The 16,411-nt window shown below is 60.5% G+C and carries 12 protein-coding genes and 1 pseudogene; 8 read left to right on the top strand and 5 right to left on the bottom strand.

All coding sequences use genetic code 11. From position 1 onward, the window contains the following. Window positions 1-1,075: 1,075 nt before the first annotated feature. Entirely contained in the window at window positions 1,076-1,225 is a 150-nt protein-coding gene (locus JO965_RS46450) for a hypothetical protein (protein ID WP_203448449.1), read from the bottom strand. Between the two features lie 770 nt (window positions 1,226-1,995). Here JO965_RS46450 and JO965_RS46445 point away from each other — a divergent pair. Then, on the top strand, window positions 1,996-2,988 hold the full coding sequence (locus tag JO965_RS46445; RefSeq protein WP_203448448.1) for an IS481 family transposase: 993 nt from the start codon (window positions 1,996-1,998) through the stop codon (window positions 2,986-2,988). Between the two features lie 189 nt (window positions 2,989-3,177). Here the strand turns inward: JO965_RS46445 and JO965_RS46440 are convergent. The 4 genes and pseudogenes from JO965_RS46440 to JO965_RS46425 all read right to left on the bottom strand — a co-directional run. Further along, a pseudogene (locus JO965_RS46440) lies at window positions 3,178-3,444 on the bottom strand (integrase core domain-containing protein); the annotation flags it as partial. A 41-nt stretch (window positions 3,445-3,485) separates the two neighbouring features. Next, a protein-coding gene (locus JO965_RS46435) for an IS6 family transposase (protein ID WP_203448447.1) occupies window positions 3,486-4,183 on the bottom strand; the annotation gives its coding sequence in 2 pieces (ribosomal slippage) (window positions 3,486-3,721 and window positions 3,721-4,183; 699 coding nt in all). 287 nt (window positions 4,184-4,470) lie between these two features. Then, complete coding sequence (locus tag JO965_RS46430; RefSeq protein ID WP_203448446.1) at window positions 4,471-7,218, bottom strand: UPF0182 family protein; 2,748 nt, start codon at window positions 7,216-7,218, stop codon at window positions 4,471-4,473. 324 nt (window positions 7,219-7,542) lie between these two features. Further along, window positions 7,543-7,788, bottom strand: a complete 246-nt coding sequence (locus JO965_RS46425) for a hypothetical protein (protein ID WP_203448445.1) — start codon at window positions 7,786-7,788, stop codon at window positions 7,543-7,545. Between the two features lie 977 nt (window positions 7,789-8,765). On the opposite strand from JO965_RS46425, the gene JO965_RS46420 reads away from it, so the two are divergent. The 7 genes from JO965_RS46420 to JO965_RS46390 all read left to right on the top strand — a co-directional run bounded on the left by JO965_RS46420 (window position 8,766) and on the right by JO965_RS46390 (window position 15,971). Beyond that, window positions 8,766-9,494, top strand: a complete 729-nt coding sequence (locus JO965_RS46420) for a VWA domain-containing protein (protein WP_203448444.1) — start codon at window positions 8,766-8,768, stop codon at window positions 9,492-9,494. After that, window positions 9,491-10,204: a DnaJ domain-containing protein gene (locus JO965_RS46415; RefSeq protein WP_371826986.1), complete on the top strand. Its 714-nt coding sequence runs from the start codon at window positions 9,491-9,493 to the stop codon at window positions 10,202-10,204. The genes JO965_RS46420 and JO965_RS46415 overlap by 4 nt, the downstream gene beginning before the upstream one ends. Before the next feature lie 968 nt (window positions 10,205-11,172). After that, window positions 11,173-11,562 (top strand): hypothetical protein, encoded by a 390-nt coding sequence (locus JO965_RS46410; RefSeq protein ID WP_246777377.1) that lies wholly within the window; start codon window positions 11,173-11,175, stop codon window positions 11,560-11,562. A 336-nt stretch (window positions 11,563-11,898) separates the two neighbouring features. Then, window positions 11,899-12,822, top strand: a complete 924-nt coding sequence (locus JO965_RS46405; protein ID WP_371827066.1) for a formylglycine-generating enzyme family protein — start codon at window positions 11,899-11,901, stop codon at window positions 12,820-12,822. Window positions 12,823-12,839: 17 nt separating this feature from the next. Next, entirely contained in the window at window positions 12,840-14,534 is a 1,695-nt protein-coding gene (locus tag JO965_RS46400) for an arylsulfatase (RefSeq protein WP_203448442.1), read from the top strand. A gap of 109 nt (window positions 14,535-14,643) precedes the next feature. After that, on the top strand, window positions 14,644-14,928 hold the full coding sequence (locus JO965_RS46395; RefSeq protein WP_246777376.1) for a hypothetical protein: 285 nt from the start codon (window positions 14,644-14,646) through the stop codon (window positions 14,926-14,928). 50 nt (window positions 14,929-14,978) lie between these two features. Further along, window positions 14,979-15,971, top strand: coding sequence for an HAD family phosphatase (locus tag JO965_RS46390; RefSeq protein WP_203448440.1), 993 nt, complete (start codon window positions 14,979-14,981; stop codon window positions 15,969-15,971). The last annotated feature ends 440 nt before the right edge of the window (window positions 15,972-16,411 follow it).

Genomic DNA, 16,411 nt, shown 5'->3' with positions numbered 1-16,411 from the left:
TTCCTTCGTGTTCAATGCCGTGATGGCGGCAAATCTTTAGACAAGAACAAGGAAACGAGGCCGGCAGTACATCCGCAGGTCCGCCCCGTTCTTGGATCGCCTCACCGGTATCCACTGACCTGTTCGGCTCCGATGATGGTCGCTGCACCGCCCCTGAAACCTTTTTCTACCGGTTTAGCACATGAACGGGACAGCGCCGGCCTAAGGCTAAAAGCCCCTGGTCACCAGTGGTGTGGACGGCGGGGTTCCGGCTTGTCCGTTAGATTTCCTTGTAAAATAAGGATTTCTGAGAGGCTCAGACAGGCTCTTTTGTAGTTGGATTTTGTAGGTTGGGCAATGGCACCTATAGGACTTTGTAGGATGCTTGCCGAAACTACGGCATTGTCAGCTTTGGTACGCGGCGAGCAACGACAAGACGGTTGCTGTGATGTTGATGCCTACAACGACCAAGAGTAGGACAACTGATAGGGGGAACAGTCGCGCACTCGGTTCGCGTTCCTGGAAATGATCCATCTTCTTCATAGCACCCTCCCAACTATCTCATTGGACAGGGCGCACGGTGACGCAATCCGACTGCTTATTCTGTGAAATGCGTCACATCCACAGGCGTTTTGTGAAACTCAGTAGGGCGGCAACATATAGAGGCTCCCAGTACAACCAGGATGTCATTGGTATCTGGAGAGTCCCTATGGCGGACATAGGCGATAGGTAGAGTATCGCTTCGGTCAACTCATCTACCACGACTGACGGCAACACATCGGGAACCAATCGCACACCGGGCAACATCCTTCGTTGGAACCCAAGCAGGTCCCGGCAATTCACCCAGCCCACAATATGCGCCGGATGTCACGTATCGTTCGTAGGCTGTGGCACTTGTGTTGAGAACAGCAGAGCCTTGGGTAGCGACAAGAGTTTGGGCTTGATTACAAGCCATCGTAGTGGTTAGCGGACGGCTTTGGGCTATTGCTTCAGAACTTACGGTGACGAGGACGATAGCAGCACACGTCAGCTTGATGTGTTTCATTGCTAGCCTCCCTAGAGGGTACGTTCAGTTCCAATCCCTGTCAGAATGCTATCAGGCCAGGAGCGACAGCACGGTCGCGCAGATATTCATCACCATCACGATTCCGGCCAAATACTCAGCCACAGGCGGGCACGGCTCAGGGTCAATGTCTGCCAGATTGGGTACGGCCTCGTTGGAAAGCCTTCTGCCTGTCGTGGTCATTGTCCATCACTCTAGTCAGGATGAGGCGCTAACGACTCAATGAGGATGACACTGAGCGGACATATCGGCGGTGCGGGAACGCACGGAGAATCTACCCACGACATCCAAGATGCCATTGGTGGCTGGGGAACGCGCGCCTGAGCATGAACGGCACCCAGGATTCAGCGTTGTCATGGGGCACAGCTTTATGTGCGGGACCTAGGGAGGTTCCCATGAACCTGTCTGATATGACTCACAGGATCACTGACGCTATCAAGCGGATGACTGATAGGCTGACCCATTGGAGGGACTCTCATCCCCAGCAGCCACCCAGGAACGACAATGTCTCTGGCGCGAGAAATCGCAGTTGGCCTGATGATGAGATGAGTTGAGAGGCTGTGCCCCGTCAAGGACGTGTTCGTTAAATGGCAGGGCGAACAGGCCTAAGAGACTGGGATATGTGCAGGAAAGCCGGGAAATCTAAGGTCAAGCTGGAACAGCATCTATGTCCCAGAGTTGCCCCATGTGTGAGTACGCATTGGAACCTCCTGAGCCCTTCAGTCGCCATTCTGGGGGGTTCTCTTTTGCTTGGGTGTGGGACTCCAGGAGCCAAAACAGCCCCCAGGGATGACCCACACCACCCCCCGTTTTGAAAATTGCCAGTAAAGAGTTTTTGCTGTTGTTCCGACCAGGCAGGGACGCATGACCGCTGAAGAATTTCCTGGGACCTCTAGATGTTTGATCCCAGGGTTTGATGGTGCATTCTTATCGCCGGAATGGAGGGATGCGCTATGGGCCAGGTTCTCCATGGGAGCGCCACAACGACAGAGGCAGTCCGTCGAGCAATACAAAATAGTCAAGCGAGCTTGAGAGCCCTGGCCGAGCGCCATGGCATCAACCCGAAGACGGTGGCCAAATGGAAGAAACGGGACACCACCGCAGATCGCCCGACGGGACCGAGAGCACCGCATTCCACGGTGCTCTCGGTTACGGAAGAGGCGATCGTCGTCGCCTTCCGCAAGCACACCCTGCTGCCATTGGACGATTGCCTCTACGCCCTCCAGGCTACCATCCCGCACCTGACGCGCTCATCCTTGCACCGCTGCCTGCAGCGGCATGGCATCAGCCGCTTGCCTGAGGTGACCGGTGACAAGCCCACCAAGAAGAAGTTCAAGAGCTACCCGATCGGCTACTTCCACATCGACATCGCCGAGGTGCACACGGAAGAAGGGAGGCTCTACCTGTTTGTGGCCATTGATCGCACGTCTAAGTTCGCCTTTGCCCAGCTGCATGAGAAAGCCACAAGGCGTGTGGCGGGGGACTTCCTGCGGGCGCTAATCGCGGCCGTTCCTTACAAGATCCATACGGTTCTCACCGACAACGGCACTCACTTCACCACACCAGGCAACACCAGTTCGGCCGCCCCTCTGATCAAAGAGGCTATGGAGAGAGGCGAGATCTTCCGGGCGCATTCGTTCGAGCTCGCCTGTGCGCAGAACGACATCGATCACCGCCTGACCAAGCCGCGCCATCCCTGGACGAACGGACAGGTTGAGCGCATGAACCGGACCCTCAAGGATGCGACCGTCAGGCGCTACTACTACGACAGCCACGACCAGCTGCGGGGTCACCTGGGCGACTTCCTCGCCGCCTACAACTTCGCCCGAAGGCTTAAGACCCTGCGCGGCCTCACCCCCTACGAGTACATCTGCAAGATCTTTACAAGCGAGCCGCAACGCTTCAGGCTCGACCCGCTCCACCAAATGCCGGGACTAAACATCTAGCCCCGCATCACCTCATCCCATTTCCCGTAGATCACGGGTACAATCTTCAAAAAGAAGGGGGTTGCGCTCTGACTGGGTCTGGAGAACGACCATGGCCGACATTGGGACACGTCCAATCATCTGTAGTAGTCGGTATTTGATCGGACAGTTGGCGTCAGAGAGTGATCGGGTTGAGCCTGTCCGACTGGATCAGGCTGCAATCATTTTCTCCTTCGCCAGCGACATGCCATCCAAGAGGGTCTGCATTGGCGTCTTACCAAAGCACCACCGCCCCTGGTGTGACCGCTCCTCATTATAACTCCTGACCCAGGCATCGAGATCGGCTTGGAGATCAGAGATCGATCCATAGATCTTCTTGCGGAACGCGACCCGATAGAACTCGTCCAGCACCGTATTGTGAAAGCGCTCAACGATGCCGTTCGTCTGTGGGTTCTTCGTCTGGTTCTGTCGCAAATCCGGAGCAGGGGCGAGAAAGCCGCAGATGCACCGTAGTGCCCTTATGCGGCGAGCAGGTGAAACTGCTCGGCCAGTGACGGCTGCCGACTGCAGGCATATTTCACCTGCTGTTTACGCAGCATATGAACCAACTCGATGCCACCCAAGATCACCCGGGCACCGTCAGCGGACTTGAAGCCGAGCATCGATCGCACACGGCGTTTGACGGCGCGGTGATCCTGCTCGATGCGGTTATTGAGGTATTGACTCTGCCGGATCCTGATTGGCTTGAGGCTGCTCTTGAACGGTCCTGCAGCCGGTTCTCGGCATCACACGACAGGATCGCCTCCCGGTTGGTCTGGCTGCCGTCGATGACAATCCGTTCGGGCCGGCCGTGGCGCTTGAGAGCCTTGCGCAGAAACCGCTTGGCAGCAATGAGGTCCCGTCGTTCGCTGAACCAGAATTCAACCGTGTCGCCGTTGCTGTCGATCGCCCGGTAAAGGTACATCCAGCGACCTCTGACCTTGATGTATGTCTCGTCGATGTGCCACCTGGCAGTGACGGCTCGCTTGCGGGCATTGAAGCGCTTCAGAAGTTCGGGCGAGTATCGGACAGCCCATCGATGAACGGTCGCGTGGTCGACCGCGATGCCGCGCTCTGCCATCATCTCCTCGAGGTTGCACAGGCTGAGATTATAGGCCAGATACCACCGGATGCAGAGCAGGATCACCGATCGATCAAAATGCCTGCCCTTGAACACCTATTCCTCCGCCACTGAGACCTCCACCCCAGTAGCTGAAACTCTGAAACAAAAGGTTTGTGACAGAACCCATCGCAGCTTGCACGTAACCAGCCAAACGGTCAGGTCGCTGCGCCGCATAGTCTGGCCAGTTCTAGTTCTGATCCTCCCGCCTGACCACGCGGGGTGTTGGCCGACACACGTGTGGGTGTGTTGAACCTAAGCGCCTACTCGAGCTGGTCAGCACCTTCCACCCTCATGCGCCGCGGGTGAGGGGCTGCTCCGCCAGCCGTGGCGGCATCGACCCTCTAGCGGTCGCCGGGGACTTCACTGGAGCGCTCAAGAACCCTTCCCAGTTGGTCCAGTTCCGCCCCAAAGCCCTGCCAGTCTCCTGCCTTCAACCGCTCCATCGCCTGGCGGTAGTGGCTGAGAGCCTCCCGGGCTCGCTCAGCCTCCGGGGCAGCGGTCAAACCTTGAGGTAGCGCTCCTCTGTGCTCGGGGGCTCGGACAGGCTCCGTAAAGAGAGCCGCCAGCGCCTGAGCGAGCGTTTCCTCCATGACGACCTGGTCACCATAGATGGCGATCACGCGCTTGAGCTCCGGGATCTGTCCCGTCGACGCGCGCAGATACAATGGCGACACGTACAAGATGGAGTGCTCGATTGGAATCACATGGAGGTTCCCGCGAATGACCCGCGAGCCCAGCTGGTTCCAGAGGGAGAGTTGCTGCGAGATCGCCGTATTCTGGTTGATGCGAGCCTCAATCTGGAACGGCCCGTATACGAGCTTGTCCTTGGGGAACTCGTAGACGATCACCTCGCCGTAATGAGGCGGATCGCACCGGGCGGCCAGCCATGCGATCATGTTCTCTCGCTGGCTCGGCACCATCGGCAGCATCAGGATGTTTTCGGCCTGTTGCTCGCCCGGCAGACGCATGATCATGTAATAGGGAGTCATCATGGCAGTGCTACCGTCCGCGGGCTGGCGGGCGTCCACGGGCTGGCGAGGAAACTGCCAGAGATCCTCCCGATTATAAAACACCTCCGGAGCTTCCATGTGGTATGCCGCGTATGTGTGCGCCTGGATGAGGAAGAGATCCTCAGGATAGCGAATATGCCTTTGCAGGTCCTGTGGCATGGCCGCGAAGGCTTTGAATAAGCCAGGGAAGATGTGCTGGTAGGTTGCAGCAATCGGGTCTGAGGGATCCGCCAGGTACAAATCGACAGAGCCATTGTAGGCGTCGACGACGACCTTGACGGAATTGCGAATGTAATTCAGCCCGTTTCCGGTATTAGCGACAGCGTATGGGAAGTAGTCGCTCGTCGTGTAGGCATCCTGCACCCAGAAAAGACGCCCATCGCTGATCACGAGGTAGGGATTGCGGTCGAGGCGGAGGAAGGGAGCAATCGTCGCCACGCGCGCTTTGATGGTCCGTCGGAACATGATCCGGCTCTCGCCGGTGAGATAGCTGCTGATCAGGATGTTGGGATCATTGAAATACCAGGCGAACAGCGCCCTCCGGGCCACCCCGCTCACCGGGACGCCCCCGATGCCCCCATACGGCGCGTAGACATTGTCTTTGCCCTTCGGGTAATCGAACTCCGGAGTGCTTCCCTTGACGAGAACGTAGGTGTCGGTCAGTTCGCCATAATAGATCCGGGGCTCGCGAACCGGAGGCCCTCCGGTCGCAACAGGCGGAATGTCGCCGAGATAGAAGACCGGCAGCCCTTCGGCACTTTTGTGGGTGACCGGGCTCATGATCACACCGTTGCCATGGGTGAACAGCACGTGGCGATTGACCCAGGTCTGAGCATTGGACGGGAGGAGCGTGGACGCGAGCTCCCGGGCCGACAACATCACCTGCCGGTAGGTCCCGTTGAGCCAGTACCGATCGACATCAACGTCCCCGAACTTGTAGTAGGTCCGGATTTCCTGCAGTTGACGGTAAGTGGCCATCAGCGGCTGCTCATCCCACAACCGGATATTGTCGATGGTCGCCTGATTGGCCTGGAGCGATGCGGACGTGAGGCTCTGCTCAACCGGGAAGGCTTTGGCCGTCATCTGATGAAGATTATAGGCCTGTCGGGTAAGCGTGATGTTCTGCTGGATGAAAGGCCTCTCCAACTCCAACTCGTTGGGTCTGACGAACAGGCGCTCGAACAGAAAGGGAAACCCCTCAGCCAGGACGAAGGCACTGCCGAAGACGAGCGCCGTCGCAGCGAGAGGAAACTTGTAGCTGCGGACCCACAGATTGGCCCACGACACAATAGCGGCAACGACGGCAAGCCCAATCAGCAGCCAAAGGACCGGCAGCTCAATGTGCACGTCTGTGTAGCTTGCCCCCACCACCACGCCATTGTCACCGTACAGCAGGAGATAGCGATCCAGCCCATAAGACCACGCTTTCACGGCGAAGAGGATGCCGAGCAAAGCGGAGCCATGGCCGATTGCCGTCTGGGACACCCCTCGGCCGTGACCGTCGAGTTCGATATGGCCATGCAGCCAATATACGCCTCCGGCGCCGAGAGCACTCAGGCTAACCGTCACCAACATCCAATTCTTGAGGGCAATATAGGCCGGGAGTGAGAAGAGATAGAAGCCAATGTCGTTGCCAAAGACTGGATCCCGCTGCCCGTAAGGCACCTGATAGACAAAGCGCAAAAGAACGTCCCAGTTGGCCATCTCGCCGATCGCCAGCAGCGCTCCGAGGATGATGGCCGCACCCGCGATAACAAGAGGGAGATGTCTACGCACGATATCTGGCACGCTGGCCGATGTTGGCGGGCGCACAGTGGCTCCGGCCAGTTCGAGGAAGCGCCCTGTCTCTGACTGTGCAAGTCGGGATGCGAGCCAGCCGTTCCACCAGAGGATGATCGTGGTTGCCGCGAAGGCCGCCAGGAACAACAGGGCTCTGGTGCTGAATACCATCCAAAAGACGTTGAGGTAGCCGATGGCCGCAAACCACGTCCAATCGACCACCGTGTTGAAGACAACGCTCAATACGGCCAGGCCGACCACGATGGCGGCCGCGGCAGCCGCTGTGCGTCTCCAGGCCATGATCCACCTCCATTCGGTGGTTCCCACAGGCCCCTTGTGGCGGGACCCAACCCGACGCTTGTGCGGCTAGTATATGCGGTTTCAAGTCTTTGCGGCAGTTAGATAATGTCGCCTGGGCGCTCCCGCCCGGCGGCAGAACGACTTGCACTCCGCGGAAAGTGCCGGCGCTCTGACCGAGATCAAGGTTTAGATCGTCCCGGAGGCGACCGGCACCACCAGCGCTATCGTGCGCCTGTTGTCGCCCTTTGAGGGCAGACTGGCGGTCACCGGCCGCTCGCCCGTGACTCGGACTGCTGCTTTGAAATGCCTGGGCTCAAGATGCCTTCATTCCGCCCCCGCGCGATAACTTCCGCGATGGATTGCGTCAAAGCCTTGATCCGTTAGCTCGACTGTCCCAGCGTCCGGCGTGGTCACATATCCAAGCTGCTTTAACTCGGAAACGGCCACCGCAACAGCGGGATCTGTCCCGAAGTGCGCATCCAATGTTGCCATTGTCATGCGGGCACCGGGTTTGCGGTGCGTCTCACGAAAGAGATCGAGGATCTCGCACGCCGTTTCGTTGAGCTGCATTGAACCAGTCCTATGATCCGTGTGTCATCCGATCAGCTGGCGCTCTATCTCTACGAACACACAGTTGCAGGCCGCGTCATGGGATGCATCGACTATCAGTCACTGCATCCCCTCAGCTCGACATCGACCCGGCAAGGTCCCGGTGTACCTAGGCAGATACATGGTCACTTAGAGGCGGAGCACAGCTTGCTCGGCGCTTGGGACCCCGAGCGGGTCAGGCTCCAAATACCAGGGACAGAACCAGGCCCGTCACTATCATTAGTCCTCCAATGAGAACCCCAGGATCAAAACTGGAAAGCCAAGCTTTCATCGGCGCCTCTATGGGGTCGGATAGCGAAACGCATTGTAGCGCAACTGGCAAACACAGCAGAGGGATAATCCGGGCAGGACGTCATCTTTTCAGGTATGCTCAGAGTGCTCAGACTTGCCTGAAAGGCCGCTGAGGTGGGGTCATGAAATCTATTCTGGTTCCGGTTGAGCCGCACACGTTCGCGCGCTCTGTTCTTAAATATGGGATCAGCGCAAGATCTGCTCCCGATTGCGCGCTAACGGAGTATGTAGCAGGAACGTGCACTCTCAAGCAGGCATGCTGAGCTAACAAACGACCGAGTACGATTTGGTTCAGGTGCCTGAGTAGCCCTACAGCGCTGTGGTCACGTTGCCAGGAAGGATGCAGCTGCCCGGAGGATCGGCTGGAGCACGTGGCTCTGCTCAGCAGGTTTCGCAGAAAGGATAGGCAGAAGGATCAACGGTTTACCTGGGACGCGTCGATGTGATCTCACCTAACATTGAGGATCAGGCTTCAAGTCACGCCTGAGAGATTCCCAATCCATTTTACCTAAGCGCTCAATCAGACACAGATCTTGCGCTGATCCCACCCTGGCAGGTCGCGCAAGTAAGACATATCAAGCGAAGTGTATGTCCTCCGGATTTACAGGCACTCCCTCAAGACCCACATTCCTGGAGAGGGAGACGCAATGGCTGATAAGAAGGATCTCACACGACCACCTACCGCTGGCACCAGTCCGGCTTCGATGATCGACTCCTTCCTAATGGAGGCCAAACGCCTTGGACCACTGGCGGGCAATGCGCCCCGGGCGCGGCTCGTGTTCGCCCTCGATGCCACCATGAGCCGGCAGCCGACCTGGGATCTCGCCTGCCGCGTCCAGGGCGAGATGTTTGCCGCAACCAGCGAGGCCGGTGGCCTCTCGGTGCAACTTGTCTACTTCCGAGGGTTCGGTGAGTGCCGCGCGTCCCGCTGGGTCGCCGATCCGCGGGCGCTGACCGATCTCATGACCAAGATCGGTTGCCGGGGTGGCCAAACCCAGATCGGTCGGGTGTTCCGTCACGTCCGGACAGAGGCGAGCCAGACCCCGTTGAAGGTGCTTGTCTACGTTGGTGATGCCATGGAGGAACCGATCGACGATCTCTGTGCTGTCGCCGGCGAACTCGGTCTCCTCGGGATCAAGGCCTTCATGTTCCATGAGGGACATGACCCTGATGCGGCCCGCGCCTTTCGGGAGATCGCCCGCCTGAGCGGCGGAGCCTATGCCCATTTCGATGCAGGAGCCCCCCAAGCCCTGTCCGAGCTCCTGCGCGCCGCAGCAGCCTATGCGGCTGGTGGTGTCGAGGGGCTCACCCGGTTGACCGCCGGCAGCCCGCAGGCCCGCGGCCTGCTCACCGCAATCACTGGAGGCAAACCGTGATGCTGCTGTACGGCATCGCTGGCGTGGCAGTCCTGTGGTGGTTCCTGAGCAACTTCGCGCACGCGAACCCGGCTACCCTTGCGAAGCTTTTCAAGGTTATCGGCGGGGTTGTAGCGTTGGGCTTCGCGGGCTTGCTCGCGGTGCGGGGGCGGATCGATATGGCCCTGCTGATCGGCAGTTTCGGTGCTTGGCTCCTCGGATGGAGTCGCCTCACCTTGCCCAATCTCGGTGCGCGTGCACAGCGGGCCTCCGGACGCACCTCACGCGTTCGCTCGCAGCTGATTGAGATGACACTGGATCATGATACCGGGGAGATGGAGGGCTCCGTGCTCGCCGGTACCTCCGCCGGGCAGCAACTCGCGTCACTGGATGAGGCTCGCCTGCGGGATCTGCTGGCAGAGTGTCATGTCAGCGACCCGGAGGGTGTCCGCCTTCTCGAGGCCTATCTCGACCGCCGGTTTCCCCATTGGCGTGAGGATTCTCAGACTGAGGAGCAGCCGCAGGCAGACGCTTGGTTTCCATCGGGCGTGATGACCGCGGAGGAAGCCTACCGGATCCTTGGTCTCCAACCGGGAGCCGGCGCCGATGAAATCCGACAGGCTCATCGCAATCTGATGAAGAAGCTGCACCCGGACCAAGGCGGTTCGACCTATCTCGCAGCTCGCGTCAACCAGGCCAAGGACGTTCTGTTGAGACGGGGCAACGGGTAGTCGTGGAGGCACATTCTTGCTGCGTGCTTCGTTACAGTTTGTTTAGGCGCAATCCTTGTTCCAATCCCAATCTGCCCCACTTACCTCACGCAAGTAAGTGGGGCAGATTGGCGAGCGAAGGCTCGAACTATGGCGCGGGAAAAGGTTCGAGACGGAGCGACTTTCGGCGGGCCGCGCCACTCCGCTCAACCTGCCTTGCGCTTGGCTATAATCAACGTCAGAGGATTGGGCTTCGCTTCTCCGACCCGGTGGAGCGTGTTCCGGTCCTGATGGGCAAAAGGCACATCCCGGCCATGCACCAGCAGCTCAGTATCAGTAACGTAGCTCCAGTTCCCCTCCGGATGGATCTAGGGAAATTGCCGCTGTCTCAGAAAGGTCTGCTCGTGCGCTTTTGCGGGTATTCGACCTACTTCGCAGATGTGCCAGGAAGAGACATCGCTGAGGTCCAATTCCGACACACATCGCAAGGTTCCACAGGGTTGGGCCCGAAGATGTCGCCGTCACGCTCGCATCGATTGAGCGGCAGCTATCCCTGCCGTGACGATCCCGGATGAGCCGGGGAACCGCTGTTCTCAGGGACCGTCGGCGCCCTTGACCTGCCATCAAGGCGGTGCCCGCGTGGTGTATGAGCCTCTGCGGCAGCGGCCGGGTCATCCCGTGGCGGCGTCCCGAAGGCGACACGACAACCTGACTACACTCTGGGATCGATCCTGCTCGATGCTGGCCCCAGCAGATTCAGGGCAATCCGACGCAGATCCCCGTGCGGTTGTCCCAAGATGTCCATCCGCTGTCCGGATCGATCAAGCAGAAGCCTGCGCGGAGCCTAGCCTGGGCACCGGTGGGCTGGAGGATTTACCCTGCTTCGGGCGGCAATCGATGCGGATTTCGCTTTGTCGCCTCGGCCAGGCAAGCCTGCTCCAAAGACTCAGAACGACACTGCCGCAGTTGAACCGAGAGGAGCCTGTTGCATGATCAAATCACGTCTATGGCAGATCGTGGTAACGGCACTCATAGTGTCCCCTCCATTTCTCCTGTTGATGGCCGTGGCGGCCCTTGCGCCAACCTCCGCCCGCGCCGGACCCTGCGCGGCCGAGATCGATCAGCTTCAGGCCGCGGTCGATGCCCGGATCGACACCACCGCCGGCACCGGGCGGACGGCCCGCGAAAGCACCGCGGCGACGGCGCATCGTCAGCCGACCCCGGGCTCCGTCGCCCAGGCCGAGCAAAGCCTCGGCGAAGGTTCGGGATACGGACAGGTTCTTGCGTCACTCGCCCAGGCAATCGATGCGGATCAGGCAGGCGACGCGACCTCCTGCGAACGGGCCCTGGGGGAGGCCCGCAGCGCACTGGAGCGCTAGCACAGACACCTCCCAACCGATGAGAGTATGCCCCTGCCCGACGAGAAGGCTGACTACGGCCGCAAGGGCAACGCAACGGGACCGGTGATGTCGCGACGGAAGCCCCGCGGTCCGACAACACAGGCCAAACCCTGAGCCATTGACGTCGACCCAGATCGGCAACGCCGATGGGAGATGTGTCAGGGTTTGCCGCCCTCGGTTCCAGGGTAAACCCCAATGGACCTTTGGCCGCGACGGGACGACACTGCTGGAAGGCCAGGATCAGGAGCCCCCATGGTGCAAGTCGAACTCCGGCATCATCGAGGCCATGCTCCAAAGGACCATTCGTCTGACGACATGCTCCGGATCGCGGGCGGCACGTTCCGCATGGGCTCGGATCGGCACTACCCCGAGGAAGCCCCGGTCCACCGCGTCGCCGTCGACGGCTTCTGGATCGACCGCACGCCGGTCACCAACCGCCAGTTCCGCGAGTTCGTCCGTGCCACCGGGCATGCCACCGTCGCTGAGAGGCGCCCTGACCCGCAGGACTATCCCGGCGCCCTGCCGCACCTGCTGTACGCCGGCTCGCTGGTCTTTGTGCCGCCGGATCACCCGGTCGACCTGCGCAACTGGGGCCAGTGGTGGACCCTGCTGAAAGGGGCCGACTGGCGCCATCCCTATGGTCCGAGGAGCACCATCAACGGCCTCGACAACCATCCCGTGGTGCACGTGACCTATGCCGACGCGCTCGCCTATGCCCGTTGGGCCGGCAAGGACCTGCCGACCGAGGCCGAGTGGGAATTCGCCGCCCGCGGCGGGCTCGACGGCGCCGAGTTCGCCTGGGGCGACGAATTCATGCCGGACGGACGGCCAATGGCCAACACCTGGCAGGGCGCGTTTCCGTTCCAGAACCTCGCGCAGGACGGCTTCGAGCGCACCTCGCCGGTCACCGCTTTTCCACCCAACGGCTACGGCCTCTACGACATGATCGGCAATGTCTGGGAGTGGACGAGCGACTTCTACGCGCCGCAGCATCCCGCCGACGCCGTGAAGGCCTGCTGCATCCCCGAGAACCCGCGCGGTGGCCGAGAGGACCAAAGCTACGATCCCTGCCAGCCGCGGATCCGCATCCCGCGCAGGGTCATCAAGGGCGGCTCGCATCTGTGCGCGCCCAACTATTGCCGCCGCTACCGCCCGGCGGCGCGTCACCCGCAACCCGTCGATACCTCGACGAGCCATGTCGGCTTCCGGTGCGTCAGGCGGGGATCTTCGGAGACCTGAACCAGGGAGGACAAGTCATGCACCAATCAGTTCCTGCGGAAGATGCCCAGGCCGCTCCCGCGAGTGGCCGATCCTGGCTCAAGGGGGCCTTTGTCGACGCGTGCCATGCGTCGCGGACCGCGCTGCTGGGCGCCACCGCGCTCGTCTCCGCCGCCGCCCTGGCGCCCGCCGCTGCGCAGGCGCCCGCCCGGCCGAACATCGTCGTGATCATGGGCGATGACATCGGCATCTGGAACATCGGTGCGTACCACCGCGGCATGATGGCGGGGCGGACGCCCAATCTCGACAAGATTGCCGCAGAGGGCATGCTGTTCACCGACTACTATGCCGAGGCAAGCTGCACTGCTGGTCGCGCCAATTTCATCACCGGAGAGCTGCCGATCCGCACCGGCATGACCACGGTCGGACAAGCCGGCGCGTCCATCGGACTGCCAGCGGAGGCGGTGACGATTGCCACTGCACTGAAGGATCTAGGCTACGCCACCGGGCAGTTCGGCAAGAACCACCTGGGCGACAAGAACGAGTTTCTGCCCACGGCGCACGGATTCGACGAGTTCTATGGCTATCTCTATCACCTCGATGCGATGGAGGATCCCTGCCATCCGAACTACCCGCAGGAGCTCAGGGCGCAGGTCGGTCCGCGCAACATGCTCCACTCCTGGGCAACGAATGTCGATGATTCCACCGTGGATCCGCGGTGGGGCAAGGTCGGCAAGCAAAGAATCGAGGACGCGGGGGAATTGTGCCCGAAGCGCATGGAAACCGTGGACGACGAAATCCGCGACAATGCGCTCAAATTCATCGACAAGGCGAGGGCCGACAACAAGCCATTCTTCCTGTGGCTCAATCCGACACGGATGCACATCGTCACGCACCTGTCGCCGAAATATCAGGCGATGCGCAACTCCCAGAACGGCTGGTCCATCCATGAAGCCGGCATGGCGCAGCTCGACGATGATGTCGGTCTCGTGATGAACAAGCTTCGTGATGTGGGTGTGGACGACAACACCATCGTCATCTTTACCACTGACAACGGCACCGAGGTGTTTACCTGGCCTGACGGCGGACAGACCCCCTTCGCCCAGAGCAAGGGCACGGTAATGGAAGGTGGTTTCCGCGCACCGGCCATGATCCGCTGGCCTGGCAAGGTGCCGGCCGGCAAGGTCGAGAACGGTCTCATCTCCGGGCTCGACTGGTTCCCGACGCTCCTGGCGGCTGCCGGAAACCCGAACATCACCGCCGAGCTGAAGCAGGGCAAGAAGATCGGCGACCGGACCTACAAGGTGCATCTGGACGGCTATGACCAAACCAACCTGATCACCGGCAAGGGTCCGTCCAACCGCCAGGAGATCTTCTACTTCGGCGAAAGCACGTTGGGCGCCGTGCGGTTCGGCGACTACAAGTATCGCTTCATCGACCAGCCGGGTGGTTGGCTGGGCGGCAAGACCACGGTCGATGTGCCGTTCCTGACCAACCTGCGCCTCGATCCTTTCGAGCGCACCGGCTGGCCCAATTCCGGGACCAGGGAGGGAGCGCAACAATACTTTGACTGGTTCAAGTACGAATTCTGGCGCTTCGTGTTCGTTCAGCAGCAAGTGGAGAAGCTGGCCATGACGGCGATCGAGTTCCCGCCGATGCAAAAGGGTGCGAGCTTCAACCTTGAAGCCGTGAAGGGGCAAATTGAGGCAGCGCGGGCGGCAATAGCGAAATAGGTGCGTAACGGATCGTGAGGCCCGCGGGTAGCCGGTCGCAGTTGCCCGCGGGCCGCGGATCCTCAACATGCTCCACGGCGCACGCTTTTGGGAAGAGGAGGAAGCAGTGATGAGAAAGTTATTGTCAGCTCTTGCCCTCACTGCAATTGCAACAGCAGCGACAGCACAGGTCGGGCCGCCGACGTCGCAGCGAACATGCTCAGCCAACCGCCAACTCGTTCTGCGAGAAGGCGCCGTTGTCCTCGACACCGGACCCTCGACCTACGCCCGCTTCGTCAGGAGCGGCGCCGAATGCACGATCGACCAGTTCCCCGAGCCGGCATGGGTCCCGAGCTCCAACAATCCCCAATGCTTCATCGGCTACCGATGCAAGGACGGCTCCGACGACTTTTGACGCCGTGCTGGCGCAATCTCATCGACCGGAGACCCCAAAGGGAGGCACACATGCGCATTCGCCTGTCCTGGCTTGGCACCATCGCCCTGTTCACGACCTGGATTTCGGTCGCCGTCGCCCAGACCGACCCACTGCCCTCGTGGAACGACGGCCCGGCGAAACAGGCGATCGTCGCCTTCGTCACGGACGTGACCCGCGAAGGCTCCCCCGACTTCGTTCCGCTATCGGAGCGGATCGCTACCTTCGACAATGACGGCACGCTGTGGATCGAGCAGCCGATCTACGTGCAGTTCGCCTACGCGCTCGACCGCGTCAAGGCGCTGGCGCCGCAGCATCCGGAATGGAAGGACACGCAGCCCTTCAAGGCCGTGCTCGAAGGCGACATGGCAGCGCTCGCCGCGGCTGGTGAGAAAGGAGCTGTCGCGATCGTTGCCGCGACGCATGCCGGCATGACGCCGGACGAGTTCCGGCAAGGCGTCAAGGAGTGGCTCGCGATCGCTAAGCATCCTCGCTTCGGCCGTCGCTATGACGAGCTCGTGTACCAGCCCATGCTCGAAGTCCTAGCCTATTTGCGCGTCAACGGGTTCAAGACCTACATCACGTCCGGGGGCGGAGCCGAGTTCATCCGGGCCTTTGCCGAGGAGCGTTACGGCATCCCGCCCGAGCAGGTCATCGGCTCGCGCATCGTCACGAAATTTGAGCGCCGCGACGGCAAACCCATCCTGTTCCGAATGCCCCAGGTCGACTTCGTTGACGACGGCCCCGGCAAGCCCGTCGGCATCAACCAGGAGATTGGTCGCCGGCCGATCGCTGCCTTCGGAAACTCGGACGGCGACCTCGAGATGCTGCAATGGACGACCGAGGCAGGCAAGCGCAGGCTTGGCGTCGTGGTGCATCACACCGACGCGGAGCGTGAATATGCTTACGACCGCCAGTCGCATGTGGGAAAGCTCGATAAGGCACTTGATGCCGCGACGGTGGATCGGTGGACTGTGGTCGACATGAAGCGCGACTGGAAGACCATCTTTCCGGTCGGGCCGTAGCGGAGGTGCGACGAAGTCCGCCCCACGGGACCTTCCCTCCCGATCACTCGAAAGTCCGAAATGGGTCAGGAACCGAGATTCCCTGCGCTTTCGGAATGTCCGGTTCGATGAGGCTTGCTGCCTTCACGCTTAGGTCTCGGGAGTGCCAGAAGCCGCCCTTCCCACTGAATTGAACACGCTTGCATCGAAGCGATCATGCCAGAGCCATCAGACCTGCAACTCTTTGGGATGAGGGTCTGGAGCCTGTCCAATTCTGTCAAGCCGATGTCTCATCCTATCAAGCATACTCCCGCGAACTGCTGTTCGTTGCGCACCTGAGAGGTCGTTCGCCCCTGAACCGCGAATGATCTCCCTTGCCTTGCTCGCCAGAAGCTTGACCAACTCCCCTTTCACAGGAGGATCGCGGCCATGAAGAAAGCCCCATCGTTCGCCGCTGCCCT

This window comes from Microvirga sp. VF16, from assembly GCF_016864375.1.
Classification (GTDB): domain Bacteria; phylum Pseudomonadota; class Alphaproteobacteria; order Rhizobiales; family Beijerinckiaceae; genus Microvirga.
The sequence above is the reverse complement of the archived record's forward strand: the minus strand, read 5'-3'. Positions and strand labels throughout refer to the sequence as shown.